This is a genomic window from Pseudomonas saponiphila (assembly GCF_900105185.1).
Classification (GTDB): domain Bacteria; phylum Pseudomonadota; class Gammaproteobacteria; order Pseudomonadales; family Pseudomonadaceae; genus Aquipseudomonas; species Aquipseudomonas saponiphila.
Genome location: NZ_FNTJ01000001.1, coordinates 2,671,167 through 2,692,369 on the forward strand (window position 1 = coordinate 2,671,167; position 21,203 = coordinate 2,692,369).

Annotated in this window: 18 protein-coding genes; 9 read left to right on the forward strand and 9 right to left on the reverse strand. The window is 66.0% G+C overall.

Annotated elements, in window-relative coordinates; translation table 11 throughout:
- Positions 1 to 46: 46 nt before the first annotated feature.
- The 3 genes from BLV47_RS12540 (at position 47) to BLV47_RS12550 (ending at position 4,482) form a co-directional block, all read left to right on the forward strand.
- On the forward strand, positions 47 to 1,537 hold the full coding sequence (locus BLV47_RS12540) for an aldehyde dehydrogenase (protein WP_092313967.1): 1,491 nt from the start codon (positions 47 to 49) through the stop codon (positions 1,535 to 1,537).
- Between the two features lie 93 nt (positions 1,538 to 1,630).
- Positions 1,631 to 3,079 carry an APC family permease gene (locus tag BLV47_RS12545; RefSeq protein ID WP_092313969.1) on the forward strand — a complete coding sequence of 483 codons (1,449 nt, stop codon included), beginning with the start codon at positions 1,631 to 1,633 and terminating at the stop codon, positions 3,077 to 3,079.
- A 2-nt stretch (positions 3,080 to 3,081) separates the two neighbouring features.
- Entirely contained in the window at positions 3,082 to 4,482 is a 1,401-nt protein-coding gene (locus BLV47_RS12550) for an aspartate aminotransferase family protein (protein ID WP_092313971.1), read from the forward strand.
- Between the two features lie 153 nt (positions 4,483 to 4,635).
- Here BLV47_RS12550 and BLV47_RS12555 read toward each other — a convergent pair whose 3' ends face one another.
- The 7 genes from BLV47_RS12555 to BLV47_RS12585 all read right to left on the reverse strand — a co-directional run bounded on the left by BLV47_RS12555 (position 4,636) and on the right by BLV47_RS12585 (position 14,276).
- The gene (locus BLV47_RS12555; RefSeq protein ID WP_092313973.1) at positions 4,636 to 8,814 is read right to left on the reverse strand and encodes a putative Ig domain-containing protein; all 4,179 of its coding nucleotides are present in this window, start codon (positions 8,812 to 8,814) and stop codon (positions 4,636 to 4,638) included.
- Between the two features lie 115 nt (positions 8,815 to 8,929).
- On the reverse strand, positions 8,930 to 9,466 hold the full coding sequence (locus BLV47_RS12560; RefSeq protein ID WP_092313975.1) for a GNAT family N-acetyltransferase: 537 nt from the start codon (positions 9,464 to 9,466) through the stop codon (positions 8,930 to 8,932).
- Entirely contained in the window at positions 9,466 to 10,005 is a 540-nt protein-coding gene (locus BLV47_RS12565) for a phage tail protein (RefSeq protein WP_092313977.1), read from the reverse strand. Before BLV47_RS12565 ends, BLV47_RS12560 begins: the two co-directional genes overlap by 1 nt.
- Positions 10,006 to 10,035: 30 nt before the next feature.
- Positions 10,036 to 10,608: a phage tail protein gene (locus BLV47_RS12570; protein ID WP_092313979.1), complete on the reverse strand. Its 573-nt coding sequence runs from the start codon at positions 10,606 to 10,608 to the stop codon at positions 10,036 to 10,038.
- A 35-nt stretch (positions 10,609 to 10,643) separates the two neighbouring features.
- On the reverse strand, positions 10,644 to 11,189 hold the full coding sequence (locus tag BLV47_RS12575) for a phage tail protein (protein WP_092313981.1): 546 nt from the start codon (positions 11,187 to 11,189) through the stop codon (positions 10,644 to 10,646).
- Between the two features lie 583 nt (positions 11,190 to 11,772).
- Complete coding sequence (locus BLV47_RS12580) at positions 11,773 to 12,906, reverse strand: branched-chain amino acid ABC transporter substrate-binding protein (RefSeq protein WP_092313983.1); 1,134 nt, start codon at positions 12,904 to 12,906, stop codon at positions 11,773 to 11,775.
- 116 nt (positions 12,907 to 13,022) lie between these two features.
- Positions 13,023 to 14,276: a methionine gamma-lyase gene (locus BLV47_RS12585; protein ID WP_092313985.1), complete on the reverse strand. Its 1,254-nt coding sequence runs from the start codon at positions 14,274 to 14,276 to the stop codon at positions 13,023 to 13,025.
- A gap of 124 nt (positions 14,277 to 14,400) precedes the next feature.
- On the opposite strand from BLV47_RS12585, the gene BLV47_RS12590 reads away from it, so the two are divergent.
- The 6 genes from BLV47_RS12590 (at position 14,401) to BLV47_RS12610 (ending at position 19,123) form a co-directional block, all read left to right on the forward strand.
- Positions 14,401 to 14,880 carry an Lrp/AsnC family transcriptional regulator gene (locus BLV47_RS12590; protein WP_092313987.1) on the forward strand — a complete coding sequence of 160 codons (480 nt, stop codon included), beginning with the start codon at positions 14,401 to 14,403 and terminating at the stop codon, positions 14,878 to 14,880.
- 16 nt (positions 14,881 to 14,896) lie between these two features.
- Positions 14,897 to 15,064 (forward strand): hypothetical protein, encoded by a 168-nt coding sequence (locus BLV47_RS36190; protein WP_167365655.1) that lies wholly within the window; start codon positions 14,897 to 14,899, stop codon positions 15,062 to 15,064.
- A 56-nt stretch (positions 15,065 to 15,120) separates the two neighbouring features.
- The gene (locus tag BLV47_RS12595) at positions 15,121 to 16,176 is read left to right on the forward strand and encodes a sugar phosphate isomerase/epimerase family protein (protein ID WP_092313989.1); all 1,056 of its coding nucleotides are present in this window, start codon (positions 15,121 to 15,123) and stop codon (positions 16,174 to 16,176) included.
- 21 nt (positions 16,177 to 16,197) lie between these two features.
- The gene (locus BLV47_RS12600) at positions 16,198 to 17,085 is read left to right on the forward strand and encodes an alpha/beta fold hydrolase (RefSeq protein ID WP_092313991.1); all 888 of its coding nucleotides are present in this window, start codon (positions 16,198 to 16,200) and stop codon (positions 17,083 to 17,085) included.
- Positions 17,086 to 17,229: 144 nt separating this feature from the next.
- Positions 17,230 to 17,829, forward strand: coding sequence for a TetR/AcrR family transcriptional regulator (locus tag BLV47_RS12605; protein ID WP_092313993.1), 600 nt, complete (start codon positions 17,230 to 17,232; stop codon positions 17,827 to 17,829).
- A gap of 115 nt (positions 17,830 to 17,944) precedes the next feature.
- The gene (locus tag BLV47_RS12610) at positions 17,945 to 19,123 is read left to right on the forward strand and encodes a sugar transporter (RefSeq protein WP_092313995.1); all 1,179 of its coding nucleotides are present in this window, start codon (positions 17,945 to 17,947) and stop codon (positions 19,121 to 19,123) included.
- Between the two features lie 57 nt (positions 19,124 to 19,180).
- Here the strand turns inward: BLV47_RS12610 and BLV47_RS12615 are convergent, their stop codons facing one another.
- Both BLV47_RS12615 and BLV47_RS12620 read right to left on the reverse strand, forming a co-directional pair.
- Positions 19,181 to 20,395, reverse strand: coding sequence for an MFS transporter (locus BLV47_RS12615; RefSeq protein WP_092313997.1), 1,215 nt, complete (start codon positions 20,393 to 20,395; stop codon positions 19,181 to 19,183).
- 3 nt (positions 20,396 to 20,398) lie between these two features.
- Positions 20,399 to 21,178, reverse strand: a complete 780-nt coding sequence (locus BLV47_RS12620; RefSeq protein ID WP_092313999.1) for an ABC transporter ATP-binding protein — start codon at positions 21,176 to 21,178, stop codon at positions 20,399 to 20,401.
- Between the last annotated feature and the right edge of the window lie 25 nt (positions 21,179 to 21,203).

Genomic DNA, 21,203 nt, shown 5'->3' on the forward strand with positions numbered 1-21,203 from the left:
CCTAATAACAAGCAGGCCGTCGCAACGGCCGACGAGGGAGTGCAGCGTGTTCGATCTCGCTTACTGGCAGCAGCGAGCTGCCCAACAGACATTCATCGACCAGGCGCTGATCGGCGGCCAACGGCTGGCCGCCCAGTCCGGCGCCACCTTCGATGCCGTCAATCCGGCCACCCGCCAGGTGCTGGCCCGGGTCAGCGCCTGCGGCGCGGCCGAGGTCGAGCTGGCGGTGGCCGCCGCGCGCCGGGCTTTCGAGCAGGGGCCCTGGGTGCGCATGGCCCCGGTGGAGCGCAAGAAAGTCCTGCTGCGCCTGGCCGAGCTGATGCTTGCCCACCGTGAAGAGCTGGCGCTGCTGGACTCACTGAACATGGGCAAGCCGGTGATGGACGCCTGGAACATCGACGTGCCCGGTGCGGCCAATGTCTTCGCCTGGTACGCCGAGAGCGTCGACAAACTCTACGATCAGCTGGCCCCCGGTGCCCGCAACAGCCACGCCAGCATCACCCGCGAGCCCCTGGGAGTGATCGGCGCGGTGGTGCCCTGGAACTTCCCCCTGGACATGGCCGCCTGGAAGCTGGCCCCGGCCCTGGCGGTGGGCAACTCGGTGGTGCTCAAGCCCGCCGAGCAGTCGCCGTTCTCGGCCCTGCGCCTGGCCGAGCTGGCGCTGGAGGCCGGGGTGCCGGAAGGGGTGCTCAACGTGGTGCCGGGCCTGGGCAGCGAGGCCGGTCGTGCCCTGGGCCTGCACCCGGATGTGGATTGCCTGGTGTTCACCGGTTCCACCGCGGTGGGCAAATGCTTCATGCAGTACTCGGCGCAATCCAATCTCAAGCAGGTCTGGCTCGAATGCGGCGGCAAGAGCCCGAACCTGGTGTTTGCCGACTGCCAGGACCTGGAGCTGGCCGCCGAAAAGGCCGCCTTCGGCATCTTCTTCAACCAGGGCGAGGTGTGCTCGGCCAACTCGCGGCTGCTGGTGCAGCGCAGCATTCACGATGAATTCGTCGAGCGCCTCCAGGCCAAGGCCCGGGACTGGTGCCCGGGCAACCCGCTGGACCCGGCCAGCCGCGCCGGGGCCATGGTCGACGCGCGCCAGACCGCCAGTGTCATGGGCTATATCGACGGCGCCCGGGAGCAGGGCGCGCAGCTGGTGTGCGGCGGCCGCCAACTGAGCATCGACGGCAGCGACAACTACATCGAGCCCACCCTCCTTACCGGAGTGACCCCGCAGATGACCATCGCCCGGGAAGAAGTGTTCGGCCCGGTACTGGCGGTGCTCCCCTTCGATGACGAGGAGCAGGCCGTTGCCCTGGCCAATGACAGCGTCTACGGCCTGGCCGCCTCGCTGTGGACCGACGACCTCAACCGTGCCCACCGGGTGGCCCGGCAGTTGCGCGCCGGCACGGTGTCGGTCAACACCGTGGACGCCCTGGACGTCAGCGTGCCCTTTGGCGGCGGCCGGCAATCGGGGTTCGGTCGCGACCTGTCGCTGCATGCCTTCGACAAGTACAGCCAACTGAAAACCACCTGGTTCCAGCTGCGCTGAGCGCTGCCGAGCCTGGGCGGCGCCACCCCGGCGCCGCTGCACCTGCCGCCGTAGCGGCAGGCCCACAACAACAATAAGAAAGGAGTGCGTGCCATGACTGCAAATCTCTCCACGGCGGCCTTGAGCCCCGCCAGCAACGGCGGCTTGCGCCGGGTGCTGGGCCTGGGTTCGCTGGTGTCGGTGGCTGTCGGCCTGGTGGTGTCCCAGGGGGTAATGGTACTGATGCTGCAAGGCGCGGGGATGGCCGGGCTGGGCTTCTTCATCCCGCTGCTGCTGGCCTACCTGCTGGCGCTGACCTATGCGCTGTCGTTTTCCGAACTGGCGCTGATGGTGCCCCGGGCCGGTAGCCTGAGCAGCTACACCGAAGTGGCCATCGGGCACTTTCCGGCGATCCTCGCCACCTTCTCCGGCTACATGGTGGTGGCGATGTTTGCCTTGTCCGCCGAGCTGCTGCTCCTGGACCTGATCATCGGCAAGGTCTACCCCGGGGTGTTGCCGCCGATGCTGGTGGCTTACGGGGTGCTCGGGCTGTTCACCTTGCTCAACCTGTTGGGCATCGATGTGTTCGCCAAGTTGCAGACGGTGCTGGCCGTGGTGATGGTGGTGATCCTGCTGACCCTCGGCCTGGGCGCCGTAAGCAGCGCCCAGGCGGACCTGCAACTGCCCCTGGATCAGGGCTGGAACCCCATGCAGGTGGGGGCGCTGGCCCTGGCGGCCATGGCCATCTGGGGCTTTGTCGGCGCCGAGTTCGTCTGCCCGCTGGTGGAGGAAACCCGCAACCCGGAGCGCAACATTCCGCGCTCGATGATCATCGGCCTGAGCGTGATCTTCCTGGTGATCACCCTGTATTGCCTGGGGGCCTTGCTCTGTGTGCCACGGGCGCAGCTGGCCAGTGATCCGCTGCCGCATTTCCTGTTCGCCACCACGGTGTTCGGCGAGTTCGGCAAGCTGTTCCTGGTGGGCGCGGTGATCACCGCCACCTGCAGCACGGTCAACTCGTCCCTGGCGGCGCTGCCGCGGATGCTCTACGGCATGGCCCAGAACGGCCAGGCCTTCCCTCAGTTCAAGCGCCTCAGCCGGCGGGGCCGCACGCCCTGGGTGGCGGTGCTGTTCGTCGCCGCGCTCACGGGGCTGCCGATCCTGGTCCTGGGTCAGGACCCGGATTCCATCAGCCTGCTGCTGTTGGCCGCGGCCCTGGCCTGGCTGCTGGCCTACATCATCGCGCACATCGACGTGATCGCCCTGCGCCGGCGCTACCCCGACGCGCCACGGCCGTTCCGCTCGCCGTTCTACCCCTGGCCCCAGGTGCTGGGCATCGTCGGCATGCTGTTTGCGATCTACCACGTCTCGCCGTCCCCCGAGATGACCGCGCGGATCTTCGGCAGCGCCGGCGTAGTGCTGGGCGTGATCTCGCTGATCGCCGTGGTCTGGATCAAGTGGGTGATGCGCAAGCCCCTGTTTGTTCCCGAACCGCTGGTGCCTTCCGGGCCGAGTCCCGTCGCCGCGCCTTCCCTTGAATCCACTTGTCGTGCAGGAGAATGACCATGAGTGCTGAAAACCCAACCGCCCAACGCAGTACCCAGGACTACCAGGCCCTGGATGCCGCCCACCATATCCATGCCTTCCTCGATCAGAAGGCGCTGAACGCCGAAGGCCCGCGGGTGATCGTCCGTGGCCAGGGCCTGCACCTGTGGGACAACGACGGCACGCGCTACCTGGACGGCATGTCCGGCTTGTGGTGCACCAACCTCGGCTACGGTCGCAAGGACCTGGCGGCCGCCGCCACGGCCCAGCTGGAGCAACTGCCGTACTACAACATGTTCTTCCACACCACCCACCCGGCGGTGGTGAAGCTCTCCGAGCTGCTGTTCAGCCTGTTGCCCGGGCACTACAGCCACGCCATCTACACCAACTCCGGCTCCGAGGCCAACGAGGTGCTGATCCGCAGCGTGCGCCGCTACTGGCAGATCCTCGGCCAGCCGCAGAAGAAGGTGATGATCGGCCGCTGGAACGGCTATCACGGTTCGACCCTGGCGGCCACGGCCCTGGGCGGAATGAAGTTCATGCATGACATGGGCGGGCTGATCCCGGACGTGGCGCACATCGACGAACCCTACTGGTTCGCCCACGAAGGCAACCTGACTCCGGCCGAATTCGGCCTGCGCTGCGCCCGCCAGCTGGAGGAGAAGATCCTCGAACTGGGTGCCGAGAACGTCGCCGGTTTCATCGCCGAGCCGTTCCAGGGCGCCGGCGGCATGATCTTCCCGCCAGACAGCTACTGGCCGGAAATCCAGCGCATCTGCCGCCAGTACGACGTGCTGCTGTGCGCCGACGAAGTGATCGGTGGCTTCGGCCGCACCGGCGAGTGGTTCGCTCATCAGCATTTCGGTTTCGAGCCCGACACCTTGTCCATCGCCAAGGGCCTGACGTCCGGCTACGTCCCCATGGGCGGGCTGGTGCTGAGCAAGCGCATCGCCCAGGTGCTGGTGGAGCAGGGCGGGGTGTTCGCCCACGGCCTGACCTATTCCGGGCACCCGGTGGCCGCCGCCGTGGCCATCGCCAACCTCAAGGCCCTGCGCGATGAAGGGGTGGTCACAAAGGTCAAGAACGACACCGGCCCTTACTTGCAGCAATGCCTGCGCGAAGTGTTCGGCAACCACCCGCTGATCGGCGAGATCCAGGGCTGCGGGCTGGTGGCGGCCTTGCAGTTCGCCAAGGACAAGGCCAGCCGCAAGCGCTTTGCCAACGAGAACGACATCGCCTGGCGCTGCCGCACCCTGGGCTTTGAAGAAGGGGTGATCATTCGCTCGACCCTGGGGCGGATGATCATGGCCCCGGCGCTGGTGGCGACGCGTGGCGATATCGATGAGTTGATCGACAAGACCCGCCGCGCGGTGGAGCGCACGGCCCGGGAGATCGAGAGCGGGCAGTTGCCGACGGCCTGAGGACAGTCCTCGGTTCAGCGCCTGGGGTCACGGCAAAAACACCACACCCCGCCAGAGTCGGACTCTGGCGGGGTGTGTTTTTTTGCCTTGGCTCGGGGGGAGCCATTTCCTGCTGTAGGGCCCGGTCCCGGGCCACTAATCTGTGGCCAGGGTTCAGAACTTGCCGTTCAAGCCCAGGCGGAAGGTGTCGTTGCGTTCGTCCGAGCCCAGGGCAGTTTTGTACGAGACGCCCAGTTGCCAGGCGCGTCCGAGGTTGAAGTCCACGCCCATGTCCAGGCTGGCGAAATCGCTGTCCAGGGCATCGGGCTTGAGCCGGTACAGCGTGCCTTCGTCGCCCTGGTCGGTGTAGCGCATCTTGTAGTCGCTGCTGCTACTGAAGTTGTGGCCCCAGGCCAGGCCGACCTTGGGCGTGACCACACCGATGCGGGTCATCAGGTCGTAACCCGTGCGCACACCCAGATAGGAGGTGAAGTTCTGCTGGCGCTGTTCGTCGTAGGACAGGCCGTAAATGCCGCCGCCACGTTCACGGTAGGCGTCCATGCGTGTGGTGCTGGCGTTCAGGCGGCTATAGGGCGTCAGCGACAGCGGACCCTGGCGATACTCGTAGCTGGCGGTCAGGGAGGCGAACAGCTGGTCGGCATCGCGGGAGCCACGGGCATAGTCATCGGCGCTGCCGGTGATGTAGCGGCGCGAGTCGAAGCTGATGCGGTTGTAGCCCAGCAGGCCGTCGACATACACCTGCGGCGCCAGGTTCAGGCTCAGGTAGGTGGCGATGCCGATGGCGTCCCCGTCACTGCGCGTGTTGTTTTTGCCGATGTCGCTGCGGTCGTTGCCGTAGCCGATACCGACCCCGGCAATGGCGCTGGGCGACAGGCGATAGTCGACGCCGACGCTCAGGCCCAGGGTGGTGAAGCTGCTGTCCCGCGCGCCCCGGGTGTGGGTCGAGCCGACGTTGACGAAGCCGTCGCTCCAGAAGGCCAGGGCATCCTGTTTGCAGCTGTCTTTGAGGGCGGCGGCCGCTTCACGTTTTTCCTGCTCGGTCTGGTGGGCTGAGGCCCCCAGTTGGTCCTGGACGGCCTTGGCGATCTCGCCCAGGGGCACGTCACGACCTTCATTGCGCAAGCTGGCGTTGAACGAATTGCGGTCGCAGTTCATCTGGTGCAACTGCTCCAGACGGCGGTTGAAGTTGTCCATCTGAGTGCTGGCAAAGCGTTCTGCTGCACGGGTCTGGGCGTTGAGCAGGCCGATGACCTCGGCATCCTGGGTCGGGTCTGGACGCTCCTGGATGATGAAGCTGACGGTGCTGGCGGCGCTGGCACCGCCGCCGTTCTGCAGGCTGAAGCTGACCACCGCGGTGCCGGCGAAGGCGGCCGAGGGCACGAAGCTCATCGAGAATGGGCCGATCATCCGCGCTCGCCCGGCGGAGGCCGGGGTGACCGAACCCAGGATCGCCTGGGTGAACGGGCCACCGGTGGCGCCTTGGGTCAGGTCGACGGTGGCCGACTGGCCCGCCGCCAGGATCTGGCTGGACGCTGGCACGGTGATCGCCACGGCGGAGATGGCGATCGAGTAGTTGCGCACGCCGGTGGCGCCGTTGGCATCGGTGGCGGTGACGGTCAGGTTGCTCGTGCCGGCGGTGCTCGGCGTGCCACTGATCAGGCCGCTGGCGACGTTCAGGCTCAGGCCCGCTGGCAGGCTACCGGCGGAGATGGCGTAGGTGTACGGCGCCGTGCCGCCGGCGACGCTGAGGGTCGCGCTGTAGGCGCTGCCCGCCGTGCCGGCGCCCAGGGTCGCTGGGGTCAGCACCAGGGTCGGCGCGCTGACGGTGATGGTCACGGTGGCCGGGCTTGAGGTGCCGCTGGCGTTGGTGGCGGTGTAGGTGAAGCTGTCGGCCCCGGAGAACCCGGCGGTCGGGGTGTAGGTGATGCTGGTGCCGCTGGCGGTGGCGGTGCCATGGCTGGCGGCGCTGGCTACGGTGACGCTGGTGGCGGCGCCGCCGGTGATGTTCAAGGTGATCGGGTTGGCGCTGCTGTTGGCCGCGACCGTGGCGCTGACGGCATTGGCTACCGGGGCGTGGGCGTTGATGGTCAGCGTGTAGGCCTGGGAGCCGGTGGCGCTGTTGGCGTCGGTGGCGGTGACGGTCAGGTTCAAGGTGCCGCTGGCGCCCGGTGTACCGATGATGGCACCGCTGCTGGTGTTCAGGGCCAGGCCGACCGGCAGGCTACCGGCGGTGATGGCGTAGGTGTAGGGCGCGGTGCCGCCGCTGGCGCTGACGGTCTGGCTATAGGCGGTGCCGACGGTGCCGTTGCTCAGGGTCGTGGGGCTCAGGCTGATGCTTGGCGCGCTGACGGTAATGGTCACGGTGGCCGGGCTGGAGGTGCCGCTGGCGTTGGTGGCGGTGTAGGTGAAGCTGTCGGAACCGGAGAACCCGGCGGTCGGGGTGTAGGTGATGCTGGTGCCGCTGGCGGTGGCGGTGCCATGGCTGGCGGCGCTGGCCACGGCGACGCTGACCGCGGCGCCGCCGGTGATGTTCAAGGTGATCGGGTTGGCGCTGCTGTTGGCCGCGACCGTGGCGCTGACGGCATTGGCTACCGGGGCCTGGGCGTTGATGGTCAGCGTGTAGGCCTGGGAGCCGGTGACGCTGTTGGCGTCGGTGGCGGTGACGGTCAGGTTCAAGGTGCCGCTGGCGCCCGGTGTACCGATGATGGCACCGCTGCTGGTGTTCAGGGCCAGGCCGACCGGCAGGCTACCGGCGGTGATGGCGTAGGTGTAGGGCGCGGTGCCGCCGCTGGCGCTGACGGTCTGGCTATAGGCGGTGCCGACGGTGCCGTTGCTCAGGGTTGTGGGGCTCAGGCTGATGCTCGGCGCGCTGACGGTAATGGTCACGGTGGCCGGGCTGGAGGTGCCGCTGGCGTTGGTGGCGGTGTAGGTGAAGCTGTCGGACCCGGAGAACCCGGCGGTCGGGGTATAGGTGATGCTGGTGCCGCTGGCGGTGGCGGTGCCATGGCTGGCGGCGCTGGCCACGGCGACGCTGACCGCGGCGCCGCCGGTGATGTTCAGGGTGATCGGGTTGGCGCTGCTATTGGCCGCGACCGTGGCGCTGACGGCATTGGCTACCGGGGCCTGGGCGTTGATGGTGAGCGTGTAGGCCTGGGACCCGGTGGCGCTGTTGGCGTCGGTGGCGGTGACGGTCAGGTTCAAGGTGCCGCTGGCGCCCGGTGTACCGATGATGGCACCGCTGCTGGTGTTCAGTGCCAGGCCGACCGGCAGGCTACCGGCGGTGATGGCGTAGGTGTAGGGCGCGGTGCCGCCGCTGGCGCTGACGGTTTGGTTATAGGCGGTGCCGACGGTGCCGTTGCTCAGGGTCGTGGGGCTCAGGCTGATGCTCGGCGCGCTGACGGTGATGGTCACCGTGGCCGGGCTGGAGGTGCCACTAGCGTTGGTGGCGGTGTAGGTGAAGCTGTCGGACCCGGAGAACCCGGCGGTTGGGGTATAGGTGATGCTGGTGCCGCTGGCGGTGGCGGTGCCATGGCTGGCGGCGCTGGCCACGGCGACGCTGGTGGCGGCGCCGCCACTGAGGGCCAGGGTGATCGGGTTGGCGCTGCTGTTGGCCGCGACCGTGGCGCTGACCGGGCCGGCGACCGGGGCCGGTACGGTGTAGGTATAGCCGTTGCTCAGGGTCACGGTGCCCCCTGGCGTGGTGACCACCACGTTCACCGCGCCGGCGGCGTGGGCCGGGGTGGTGGCGGTGATGGTGGTGGCGTTGTTGACGGTGTAGCCGGTGGCCGCCGTTCCGCCAAAGCTCACGGCGGTGGCGCCGGTCAGATTGGTACCGGTCAGGGTGACGGAGGTGGCGCCGGCAGTGGTGCCAGTGTTCGGCGCAGCGGAAGTCAGGGTCGGCGCCGCGGAGCTGGTGACCACCAGGGTATAGGTGGCGACACCGCCCTGATTCAGGGCGTCATTGAGGGTGATGCTGAATGTGTAGGTCCCGGCCGTGGTTGGCGCGCCGTGGAGCAGGGTGGTCGAGCTGCCCGGCGACGGGTCGAGGATCAGTCCCGCTGGCAGGCAGGGTGTCACGCCGTCGTAGTCTGGGTCGTTGGCATCGCACTGCACCCATTTGTCCAGCGGCATGGCGCCGCCGGTGGAACTGATGGGGATGCTCATGGACTGGCCTACCGCCACGCTGGGCAAGGTCGTACCCGTCGCCGGACTGGTGATCACGGGCGCAGCGGCCATTGCCTGGTTGGCCAGGGCCAGCATGACCAGCAGCATGAAGAGTGAAATCAGCGGGCGTTGTACCCAGGTACCTAGCGCGGTAAGTGGTGTTCTCATGAGGGCTTCCTGCCTTGCGACCGGTGCGTGGGTCGTATCCAGCTTGATTGTTGATAAAGGTCCAGCGGTTACAGCACGGCTACAGCCGGCCCAATGGGCTGGTTTTGCTTGGCGCTCAAGGGTTATCGAGGTTGTGTTTGGCAACCGGCCTGGCGGGCCGCTGCATCTGGGTATAAAGGCCGCTGTTGGCACCGGGCTCGAAGCCCAGTCGTTCATAGAGCCTGCGGGCCGGGTTGCCTTGTTCGACACTCAGGCTGCAGGACTGGCGCTCGGCATCCGCTTCGGCGAGCAGGCTGCGCAGCAACTGCGTACCGATGCCCTGGCCGTGCCAGGCGGGGAGCAGGGCAATATCGACGATGCGTACATCATGGGCCTGGCGATCCACGCACAGGCGGCCGATGGATGTGCCGGCCTGCTCGATGATCAGGAAACTCGCTGCCGGGTAGTGTTTTTCATAGTGCTGACGTTGCAGTTCGGCCTGGGCAAGCAGGAAGGCGCGGCGTTGGGCGTCGTTCCAGCCCGGGACCGCGCTGACCTCGGCCCAGCGGCGCGACAGGTACAGGTCCTGCAGAAAAGGCCGGTCGTGGTCGTCCTGCTGGCGCAGTACGACCACCTGGTTCGTCGGCGGTTGGCGGTGGGTGCAGTAAGTCATCAGGATCTGATCGGGTATTCGCCATCGAGGCAGATGCAATAGCACAGTGTCAGGAAGGGTTGCATGGTGTTGCGCATCGTTGGCGGCGGTGCGGCGTTTCCGGTCGGCGCGATGGTGCTCATGGCCAGCTTTGGGTCGTTCGCCGACGGAACGGTACTGTTGTACAGGCGGATATTGCGTGGCTGCGCCAGATAGGCGGTGTTGTTGGGGGTGTCCACGGCCGCTGCCGCTTCGCTGCCATCCTTGGCCAATACCAGGTGGCTGTGGGAGCAGATGTTATTGGCCGTCAGCGCTATGCGGTCGGCGCCCAACATGGTTCCGACGTTGGTGCCGAGGGTGCCGCCTGAACCCATGGCAACGCGTCCGCTGAGATTGGGCAGTCTGAAGTTCTGCCCTGCTGTGCCGCCATAAATCGTGCCAATCACCGAATAGAGCGCTGGATACTGCTGGACAGTGACGAGCGAGCCGTCGCAATAGGCCCAGTTTTGTGGGGCAAAGTTGTAGGGGAACAGTCTGATTTCACCGGTAAAAGCGTCCATGATCGGTCGTTCCAGATTGAGTGATTAACGTTACTGGTTGCGAGTCGGATACAGGCCGACCAGACAAATGATGTAGCTGACCGTCAATGAGCCCATCAGGTTGTCATGCGCGGTTGCGTAGGCATTGTTGGTTTGTGCCGAATCGAGAAAGCCCGAATGCAGCACCTGGGTGGCGGACGTGCCGGTTCCCGCGCTGTACAAGCCGGTAATGATGCCGGCCGTATCGAACTTGCCGAAGGTCATTTTATTGGGATCAGCCGGTAGGGACGGATTCGCCGAGGTGGCATCAAGGGTGCTCACCATAAAGGCGTGAGTATGGCTTGGCGTGTTTTCCGGGGTCATGGTGACGGTGGCTTGGCCCACGGTGCTCGTCAGCACTCTTGGGGTCAGGCCCGGGCCGTTACCCATGCCCACGGGAAGGCGGCCGCGGTAATCCGGCAGGCCGAATGTGGTGACGCCATTACCGCCGTAGAGGGTTCCCAGTAACGAATAGAGGGCTTCAAAGTTGTTGATCTGCAGGAGTGTGCCGTTACAAAACGTCCAGCCTTCGGGCGCGTAGTTGCCGGCAAACATGCGAATTTCTCCGACGAATGCTTCAGACATGTCAGTTTCCTTGCTTGAGGGTCTGTAGACAGCGGTTATTGGCGCGGTGGGTAAGTACCCGTCGTGGCAATGCAGAAACACCCGACGATGGAGGGCTGTATGTTCGTCATGGGCAAGCCCAGGGTCGGCGCCACGGTGGCGCTGTTGAGGGCGACCAGGCCGGATGCCGCCGGGACATAAGTCGGTTTTGCCTCTTGGCCGTTGGTCTTCGAACTGATGGCGGGGATGCAGTTCGAGGGGCCTGAGGTGCCGACTGCATTCGAGACATGGGTGGTATGGGTGTGCATGGCCAGAGAAGTCGGGGGCAAGGACACTGTTTCAGTACCGCCATTGGTGCCCAGCAAATGGGCGTCTATGATCACCGGGATCGTTATGGCCTGGAGATTCTGTCCCAGGGCGACGCGGCCACGCAGGTCCGGCAAGCCGAAGGTTGTGGTGCCGTTGCCACCATAGGTTTTGCCCAGCAGGGATGCCAGCGCCACGTTGCTGCTGAATGGCAGGATCTGCCCTTCGCAGGGAAGCCAGCCTTGAGGTGCCCAGCCCCAGGGGAACAGACGAATTTCGCCGAGAAAGGGGTCCATGGTTCTTTTCTCCTTGAACAAGATATTGACGCCGGTTATCCATTTCTTGCTGGAAGGCTAGCAAGTGCGTAGATGCACAATAAACAAAAGTGAATTTAGTGTGCAAACGTTATTTCTAGTTGTTTGGTGGAACTTGTTTAATGCGCTGTCTAGTAGCCCATAGTTGAGCCTTCGGAACATTATTTTTAGATGGAATGGCTTCCCGGATATCGCTGCCTGAAGCTGGTTGTGTGGTTCTATCCCCCGCAGGGTGTGGGCTGCAGCTGGACTGGTTGCTTTCAGGATGACTTCTGGGGAGGGCGCTAGTTGGCGTTGTAGAAACTAAGGGAGCTAACGATGTATGTCGAAAGTAGTGCTTGGCTAGTCAGAAAGGGGAGGGGGAGATAACCGTTGAAGTGCGCATCGGAGCCGATGCTTACTTGTCGCGTGTATGGAAGTTTATTGCCAAGTAAATTGCTCGGATATTGCGCGGGTTCGTGAGTTGGTTGTTTATCTAAGATGATGTTTTAGTTGAAGTTATTGGCCGTTTGAACAGCCCTGTCGGGTGCCGCGCCCTGACGTGGAGCGGCACCCGTCGCCCGGCTTAGAGCCCGGCGTTTTCTGCCGCTACGCTCTTGGGCTTGCCGTAATGCCATTCATAGACCACGAACTTGAAGTCCTTGAGGTCGCCTTTTTCATCGAAGCTCAGATCGCCGGTCGGGGTTTTGAAGGTGCCCTTGTGGATCGCCTCGGCGACTTTCTCCGGGTCTTCGCTCTTGGCCGCGGCGATGCCCCCGGCAATCACTTCCACGGCCGAGTAGGACGGCAGGACGAACGGGCCGCTGGGGTTTTCCTTCTTGGCTTCGAAGGCTTCCACCAGGGCCTTGTTGGCCGGGTCCTGGTCGAAGGACTTGGGCAGGGTCACCAGCATGCCTTCGGAGGCATCCTTGGCGATCTGCGAGATCGAGTCGTTGCCCACGCCTTCAGGCCCCATGAAGCGCGCGGTCAGGCCCTTTTCCTTGGCCTGGCGCAACAGCAGGCCCATTTCCGGGTGGTAGCCGCCGAAGTAGACGAAATCCACATTGGCCTGCTTGAGCTTGGCCAGGATCGACGAGTAGTCGCGCTCGCCGACGTTGATGCCTTCGAACATCGCCACCTTGATGCCTTCCTTGCCCAGGATGTCCTTGACCGAGCTGGCGATGCCTTCGCCGTATTGCTGCTTGTCGTGCAGCACCGCGACATTGCTCGGCTTGAGCTGGGCGATGTAGCGCGCCGCCGCCGGGCCCTGGGCGTTGTCCAGGCCGATGGTGCGGAACACCATCTTGTAGCCCCGGGCGGTCAGCTCGGGGCTGGTGGCGGCCGGGGTCACCATCACGATGCCTTCGTCTTCGTAGATGTCCGATGCCGGCTGGGTGGAGCTGGAGCACAGGTGCCCGACCACGAACTTGACGCCGTCATTGACCACCTTGTTGGCCACGGCCACGGCTTGCTTGGGGTCGCAGGCATCGTCGTATTCCACGGCCACCAGTTGCTTGCCGTCGACGCCGCCCTTGGCGTTGATCTGCTCGATGGCCATGCGCGCGCCGCTGAACTGCATGTCACCGTATTGCGCCACCGGGCCGGTCTTGGCCCCGGCGATGCCGATCCGGATGCTGTCGGCGGCCAGGGAATGGCAGGCGAAACCGGCAAGGATCATGGCGCTGAGCAGTTGGGTGGTTTTGTTATTGATACGACTCATGGGGTGTTCCACTCCTGTGGGTTACGGTTCAAGGGTGTTGCGGGTGTTGCCAGGCCCGCCGCCGAGGGGCGGCAGGCTGTTGTAGCGGGCTGGCGGGCCGGCCGTGTTGATCCTGCTCAAGGCAGGGCCTTGCCGGTCACGACCTCCAGGACCGGGCGGCTGATGCCGGGCTCGGCGCTGGCGTCCAGGGCCTGGGCGATATCGGCCAGCAGGTCGGCGATATCCTCCAGGCCCGCCGACAACCGTACCAGGCCTTCGGCGATCCCGTGTTCGGCGCGCTCCTGCGGGGTGTAGGTGGAATGGGTCATGCTCGCCGGATGCTGGGCCAGGGATTCGGCGTCCCCCAGGCTGACCGCGCGGCTGAACAGGCCCAGGGCGTTCATGAAGCGCTGGCCGCTGGCCAGGCCGCCCTTGAGTTCGAAGGCGATCATGCCGCCGGGCAGTTTCATCTGCTGCGTGGCCAGGGCGTGTTGCGCGAAGGATGCCAGCCCGGGATAGGCCACTGTGGCCACCGCCGGGTGATCTTCGAGGAACCTGGCGATGGCCTGGGCGTTGGCGCAATGGCGCTCCATGCGCAGGGCCAGGGTCTTGAGGCCGCGCATCAGAAGAAAGGCGTCCTGGGGCGAAAGCACCGCGCCGGTCAGGTCCTTCAGGCCTTGCAGGCGGATGCGCTCGGCCAGGGCCTGGCGGGTGATGACGATGCCGGCGGTAATGTCGCCGTGGCCGCTGAGGTATTTGGTGGCCGAGTGCAGCACCAGGTCGGCGCCCAGTTCCAGTGGCCGCTGCAGGTAAGGGGTGCAGTAGGTGTTGTCCACCGCCAGGGTGATGTGCGGGTACTGGCGGGTGATCTGCGCCACCGCGGCAATGTCCACCAATTGCATGTTGGGATTGGCCGGGGACTCGAAATAGATCATCCGCGTGTTCGGGCCGATGGCCGCTCGCAGCTCGCCCAGGTCGGTCAGGTCGACATGGCGCACCTTGACCCCGAACTCGGCGAGGCCATGGTGCAACAGGGCGAAGGTGCAGCCGTACAGGGTCTGGCCGACGATGATTTCGTCGCCGGGGCGCAACAGGGTCCACAGGGTCGCGGCAATCGCCCCCATGCCGGAGCCGAAGGCCACCGCGGCTTCGCCGTTTTCCAGGGCCGCCATGCGCGCCTCCAGCAGCGCCAGGGTCGGGTTGCCGATGCGGGTGTAGAAGTAGCCGGGCTGTTCACCGGCAAAGCAGCCGGCGCCGTATTCGGCGGTGGCGAAGGTGAAGGTGGACGTCAGGTAGATCGGCGGGATCAGCGCGCCTTGATGCTCCTGCGGGTTGTAGCCGTGATGGATGGCGCGAGTGGAAAAACCAAGGTCATTGTTTTTATTGTGCATGGTGAACGCTCCCGGATTTGCTCTAATGCTATGCTCAAATCCGGCGCAATAAATTCTAATCTTGCCCTTGTAAAATCACTTTATTGAAATAAATAACCATAAAAACAAGATATAGAGGCAAAACATGCCCGAAGCTCTGGATCGTATCGACAAGGCCCTGCTGATCGCCCTGCAAGACAACGCCCGGCTGACCAACGCCGAGCTGGCGGACAGCGTGGCGCTGACCACGTCGCCGTGCTGGCGCCGGGTCAGATTGCTGGAGGAAAGCGGGGTGATCAGCGGCTACCAGGCCATCCTTTCACCCAAGGCACTGGGCTATGGGGTCACCGCCTTTGTCAGCGTGATGATGGAATCCCACTCCCGGGAAACGGCCCGGGCCTTCGAACAGCGGCTGCTGGAAATTCCGGAAATCATCGCCTGCCACAACGTCTCCGGACGCTACGACTTTCTCCTCGAAGTGCTGGCCAGGGACCTGGAGTCCTTCGGCGAATTCGCCCGCGAAGTGCTGCAGACCCTGCCGGCGGTGAAAGAGATCTACTCGAGTTTTTCCTTCAAGTCGGTGAAGCCGTTGCGGCAGATCCCGGTGCCGCAACCCGGCGCCTGAAGCCGGGACCAGGTGCATGCCCGGCGGTGATTGCCAGGTGAAACAAAGCGCGCCCGCGATCTTGATCGCGGGCTTTTTTTTGCCTTGTCGAGCCCTTGCATGCCTGATCCAGGCCTTGGCCAAAAGCCCGTTCCTGCGGTTCTCCCATGTGCCGGAAATGAATTTTCCGCAGCGCGATGATTGACGCGGCAGCAGCGCCTCCCTATTCTTTGTCGACCAACAAAGAATAGGAGCGATTCAATGAAAACCCTCAAGGGCCCCAGCCTGCACCTGGCGCAATTTGCTGCCGACAGCGCGCCCTTTCACAGCCTGCCGGCGATTGCCCAATGGGCCGCCGACCTGGGTTTCAAGGCGCTGCAGATTCCCGCCTGGGATGCGCGTCTGTTCGATGTCGCCACGGCGGCCGAGAGCCAGGACTATTGCGATGAACTCAAGGGCCAACTGGCACAGAAGGGCCTGCAGATCAGCGAGCTGACCAGCCATATCTTCGGCCAGCTGGTGGCGGTGCACCCGGCCTACGACGCGATGTGCGACAACTTCGCCCCTGAGGCGCTGCGGGGCAGGCCGCAAGCCAGGACCGAGTGGGCGATCGCGCAGATGAAGCTTGCCGCCAAGGCTTCGCGGCGCCTGGGGCTGAGTGAGCTGGGGACCTTCTCCGGCTCCCTGGCCTGGCCTTACCTGTTTCCTTTTCCGCAGCGCCCCGAAGGCCTGATCGAAACCGCCTTCGACGAGCTGGCGCGGCGCTGGCGGCCGATCCTCGATGCGTGCGACGAGCAGGGGGTCAACCTGTGCTACGAAATCCACCCCAGCGAGGACCTGCACGACGGCACCAGTTTCGAGCGCTTCTATGAACTGGTGGACCGGCACCCACGCTGCAACATCCTCTTCGATCCCAGCCACTTCGTGCTGCAACAGCTGGACTACCTGAGCTACCTGGACATCTACCACGAGCGCATCCGCATGTTTCACGTCAAGGATGCCGAGTTCAATCCCACGGGGCGCCAGGGCATCTATGGCGGCTACAGCTCCTGGGTCGAGCGCGCCGGGCGCTTCCGTTCCCTGGGCGACGGCCAGGTGGATTTCAAGGGGATCTTTTCCAAGCTGGCGCAATACGACTACCCGGGCTGGGCGACCCTGGAATGGGAGTGCTGCCTCAAGGACCAGGAAGACGGCGCCCGGGAAGGCGTGGAGTTCATCAACCGCCACATGATCCAGGTCACCGAGCGGATCTTCGACGACTTCGCCGGTGCACGGATCGACCGCCAACAAATCAACGCCATGCTCGGCATGGCCTGACCCCCTCAGCGAGAAAACCCCATGAATGCTTTGACGGACAACACCCAGGCCGACACCGACGGCCTGACCCATCGCTATGTGCGCATCGATGGCCAGCGCATCCATTGCGTCAGCGCCGGCAGCGGTCGCCCGGTGCTGCTGATTCCCGGCTGGCCTCAGACCTGGTACGCCTGGCGCGGGGTGATCCGGGCCCTGGCGGCCCAGGGGTTCCAGGCGATCGCCGTGGACCCGCCGGGCAGCGGCCAGTCCGATCGCCCGGAGCAGGGCTACGACACCGGCCACGTGGCCGAGGTGCTGCACCAGGTGATGCTGCAACTGGGCTTTGCCCGTTACAGCGTGGTCGGCCATGACGTCGGCATGTGGATCGCCTACGCCCTGGCCAGCGACCGGCCGCAGGCGGTGGAGCGTCTGGCGCTGACCGAGGCGGTGATCCCCGGGTTGGCGGAGGCGCCGCCGATTTTCGTCGCGCCGGAGCAGAACATCTTTCTCTGGCACTTCATGTTCAACCAGCTGCGGGATCTGCCCGAGGCACTGATCGCCGGGCGCGAACGGGCCTACCTGAGCTACATCTTCGACCACTGGTCCCATCGTCGCGAGGCGGTGGCCGCCGAGGTCTACATCGACGCCTATACGGCGCCGGGCGGGCTGCGGGCGGGTTTTGCCTACTACCGGGCGATTCCCGAGACGGTGCGCCAGAACCAACAGCGGGCCCAGCGCCCGCTAGCGATGCCGGTGCTGGCGATCGGCGCCGAACACGCCACCAACGATGCGCCGCTCTTGACCCTGCAAGGCCACGCCAGCGACCTGCGCGGCGCCATAGTGCCGGACTGCGGGCACTTCATCATGGAAGAGGCACCCGAGGAATTTCTCGCGCTGCTGCTGCCGTTTCTGCAGGAGGGCCGTGACTGAGGCACGGCGCAGGCACGGCCGCGGGCACGGAAAATGGCCGCGGCCGGGGCAAATCTAATATCATTTCGTCCCGGCGCGCTGCGCCAACCGGCTGTTCGGCCCGCGCCGAACACCCTCCCTGTCCTGACGAGATACCCGACCCCCATGGCTGGAAGACCCCGCGAATTCGATCGTGACCAGGCACTGCGCCAGGCCCAGGAACTGTTCTGGACCCGTGGTTTCGAAACCACCTCCATGGCCGACCTGGTGGCGGCCCTGGGCATTGCCTCGGCGCGCATCTATGCCGCCTTCGGTTCCAAGGAGGCGCTGTTTCGCGAGGCCATTGAGCTGTATGAAAGCCAGGAAGGCGGCTTCGCCGACCTGGCCCTGCAGGAACCCGACGTCCACCTCGCCATCGAGCGCATGCTGCAGGACGCGGTGGCGCTCTACACCCGGCCCGAGGGCCCTCGGGGCTGCATGGTGGTGGCCTCCGCGGTGAACTGCTCAAGCGACAACGACAGCGTGCGCGAATGGCTGGCCGAGCATCGCCGGGCGCGCACCGCGAGCATCATCCAGCGCCTGGAAGCGGCGGTGCAGGCCGGCGAGTTACCCCGCGACAGCGATGCAACCGCCTTGGGGGACTATTACGCCATGGTGCTCCACGGGCTTTCGGTGCAGGCTCGCGACGGCGTCAGTGCGGCGCGCCTGTTGCAGGGCGTGGCGTTGGCCATGCACGTCTTGCCGGACGGCGCCCAGGGGCACTGAGGCGCCGGGCAACGGACTGTGCTCCGCCACCCGGGGCCCGGTAAGGCTGGCCCGGGTTGTGCACTTATATCGGGTCCTGGACCTGCTTCATCATCGACAGAGTACGACGCCCCCCATGAGCGATTCCCCGGCGACACCCCAAGGCAACTGGCAGCCGGTCATCGCGCTGGCGCTGGCGGCCTTTGTCTTCAACACCACCGAGTTCGTGCCGGTGGGCCTGCTCAGCGCCATTGGCGCCAGCTTCGACCTGCCCACCGAGCGGGTCGGGCTGATGCTGACCATCTACGCCTGGATCGTCTCCCTGACCTCGCTGCCGGTGATGCTGCTGACCCGCAACGTCGAGCGGCGCAAGCTGCTCACGGTGCTGTTCGGCCTGTTCATCGTCAGCCATGTGCTGTCCAGCCTGGCCAACAGCTTCGGCCTGCTGATGCTCAGTCGCATCGGCGTGGCCCTGGCCCATGCCCTGTTCTGGTCCATTACCGCGTCCCTGGCGGTGCGCCTGGCGCCGGCGGGCAAGCAGGTGCAGGCCCTGGGCCTGCTGGCCACCGGCACCTCGCTGGCCATGGTCCTGGGGATTCCCCTGGGGCGCTTGCTCGGCGAAGCCCTGGGCTGGCGCACCACCTTTGGCGTGATTGCGGCCATGGCCGGCTTGCTGGTGCTGTGGCTGATGCGCACCTTGCCGCTGTTGCCGAGCCAGAACTCCGGTTCCCTGCGCAGCCTGCCGTTGCTGTTCAAGCGCCCGGCGCTGGTGGCGATCTACGTGCTGACGGCGCTGGTGGTGACGGCGCAGTTCACCGCCTACAGCTACATCGAGCCCTTCATCAAGGTGGCGGCGGGCCTGGGCGGCGAGGTGGTAACCCTGGTGCTGCTGGTGTTCGGCGGCGCCGGCATCATCGGCTCGCTGCTGTTCAGCGTGCTGCATCGCCACAGCCCCCAGGGCTTCTTGCTGACCGCGGTGGTGCTGCTGGCGCTGTGCCTGAGCCTGTTGTTGCCGCTCAATGGCCAGGTCTGGTCGCTGGTGGCGCTGAGCGTGGTCTGGGGCATGGCGATCATGGGCTTCGGCCTGGCCCTGCAATCCAAGGTGCTGGTGCTGGCGCCGGATGCCACCGACGTGGCGATGGCGATGTTCTCCGGGATCTACAACATCGGCATCGGCGGTGGCGCACTGCTGGGCAGCTGGGTGGGCGGGCAGCTGGGTTTTGCCTATGTCGGCCTGGCGGGCGGTGCCTTGGCGAGCCTGGCCTTGTTGCTGTACAGCCTGGCCCTGCGGCGCATGGCCCGCCCCAGCGCGTAGCCCGCTGCCGCAGCCGCCCCGGCGATTTGCCCGACGCGCGCCGTTTGCCCGCCTGGGTCAGCGGCGTCGGGCTTCGGGCCAGCAGGCCACCAGCACCAGCAGCAGCGCCGCCAGCAGGTAGGGCAGGCGCGGTTCCAGCCCGTAGATCAGGGTCCCGGCCAGGGGCCCGACCACCACCCCCAGGCCCTGGGCCGCGCCGACGGAACCGGCGGTGGCGCCTTGCTCGGCGGCGTCCACCGCGTTGCTGGCCAGGGCGGCGAACGAGGGGAAGATCCAGCCCATGCCCGCCGCCGCAACGAAGAACCCCAGCCACAGTACCCAGGCCTGGGCCGCGACAATGCTCGTGGCAAAACCCAGGGCCGCCACCAGGGCACCGACGCGGATCATCCGCAGCGGCGGCCACTCCAGCTGGCGTACCAACAGTTGCGAGGCGATCAGTGCCACTCCAACCAGGGTCAGGGCGATGCCGGCGGTCTGCGCCGCGCGCGCCGGCTCCATGCCCAGGCGATCGAGGGCGAAGAAGCCGACGCTGATCTGTGCCATGGCCACGCACAGCATGGCGATGAACGCCACCAGCAGCGGCCGACGCAGGCGCGGGTCGCTCAGGCGCACCGATTTCGGCGGCTGCTTGAGGTGCAGCTCCTGGCGCGGCAGCCGGGCCTTGAGCAAGGTGAAGCCCAGCAGCGGCAGCACGGCCAGCACATAGAACGGCAGGCTCAGGCTGTGGCGCGCCAGCAGCGCGGCAATCGCCGGGCCCAGTACCAGGCCGCAGGCGTTGGCCGCTCCCAGGGAGGCCATGGCCCGGGCCCGGTGCTCGGGTTCGATGTTGTCGGCGATCAGCGCGTAGCCGCCCACCGGGATCGCTGCATAGAACACCCCGACCAGGCCCCGTCCCAGCAGCAGCCCGGCAAACGCCAGCAGTGCCGAGGGCAGGGCGTGCAGCGCCAGGTCGATAAACAGGCTCAGGGCGACAAAGGCCAGGGTGAAGCCACCAGTGCCCAGCAGCAGGATGCGCCGCCGGCCGAGGCGGTCGCTGGCCCGGCCCCAGGGCCGGGCCAGGAGCATCCAGATCACCCCGGAAACGGTCACCGCTATGCCCGCCTGCCAGGTGGCCAGGCCGAGAACCCGTGCGATGGGACCGATCAGCGAGACAAAGGCCATCATCGCCATGGTGCAGGTCAGGTTGGCCAGCAGTAGCGGACGCAGGTCGAAGGCCGCTGCGGCCTGGGGCGTATCCAGGGTGTCGATGGGCAGGTGTTGAGGGTTGGTCATGGTTTATCCCAGGGCTGAGTGAAAGGGCAGGCGGCCGTCGACCAGCACCAGCGGTCGACCGCGCACCTGTTCCAGGCGGCCGTCGACGCCATAGACGTCGCGCAGCAGCGCTTGGTTGATCACCTCCAGGGCCGGGCCGGCGGCGGCCACGGCGCCGTTGTGCAGGACCACCACCTGCTGGCTGAAACCCAGGGCCAGGTTGATGTCGTGCACCACCACCAGGGTGATCAACTGGCGCTCGCGGGTGGCGCGGGTGATGGCGTCCACCACCTGGCACTGGTGGTACAGGTCCAGGGCGCTGGTGGGTTCGTCCAGCAGCAGCACCCGAGGCTGGCGCACCAGGGCCTGGGCCAGCCCCACCAACTGGCGCTGGCCGCCGGACAGGGCGTCGATCGGGCGGTCGGCCAGGGCGCTCAGGTCCAGGTCGTGGAGCACCTGCTCCACCCCGTGCAGCACCGCGGCGCTGGGCCGGCCAGGGGCAAACCCACGGCCGCGCTGCCCGGCCATGGCGGCGCTGAGCACCGCTTCGAAGGCGCACAGGCGGGTGCGTTCCGGCAGGCTCTGGGGCAGGTAGACGATGTGCTGTGCCCGTTCCACCTGGGGCAGGCGGTTCAGGTCGACGCCATCGAGCAGCACCTGCCCGGTGGTGTTCTGCAACCCGGCGATGCCCCGCAGCAGGGTCGACTTGCCCGCCGCGTTGGGGCCGATCAGCGCGGTCACGCTGCCGCAGGCCAAGCTCGGCAGGGCGACGTCACGCAGCACCTGGCGATTGCCGTAATGCATGTTCAGGCCGAGCGTGCACAGCCCG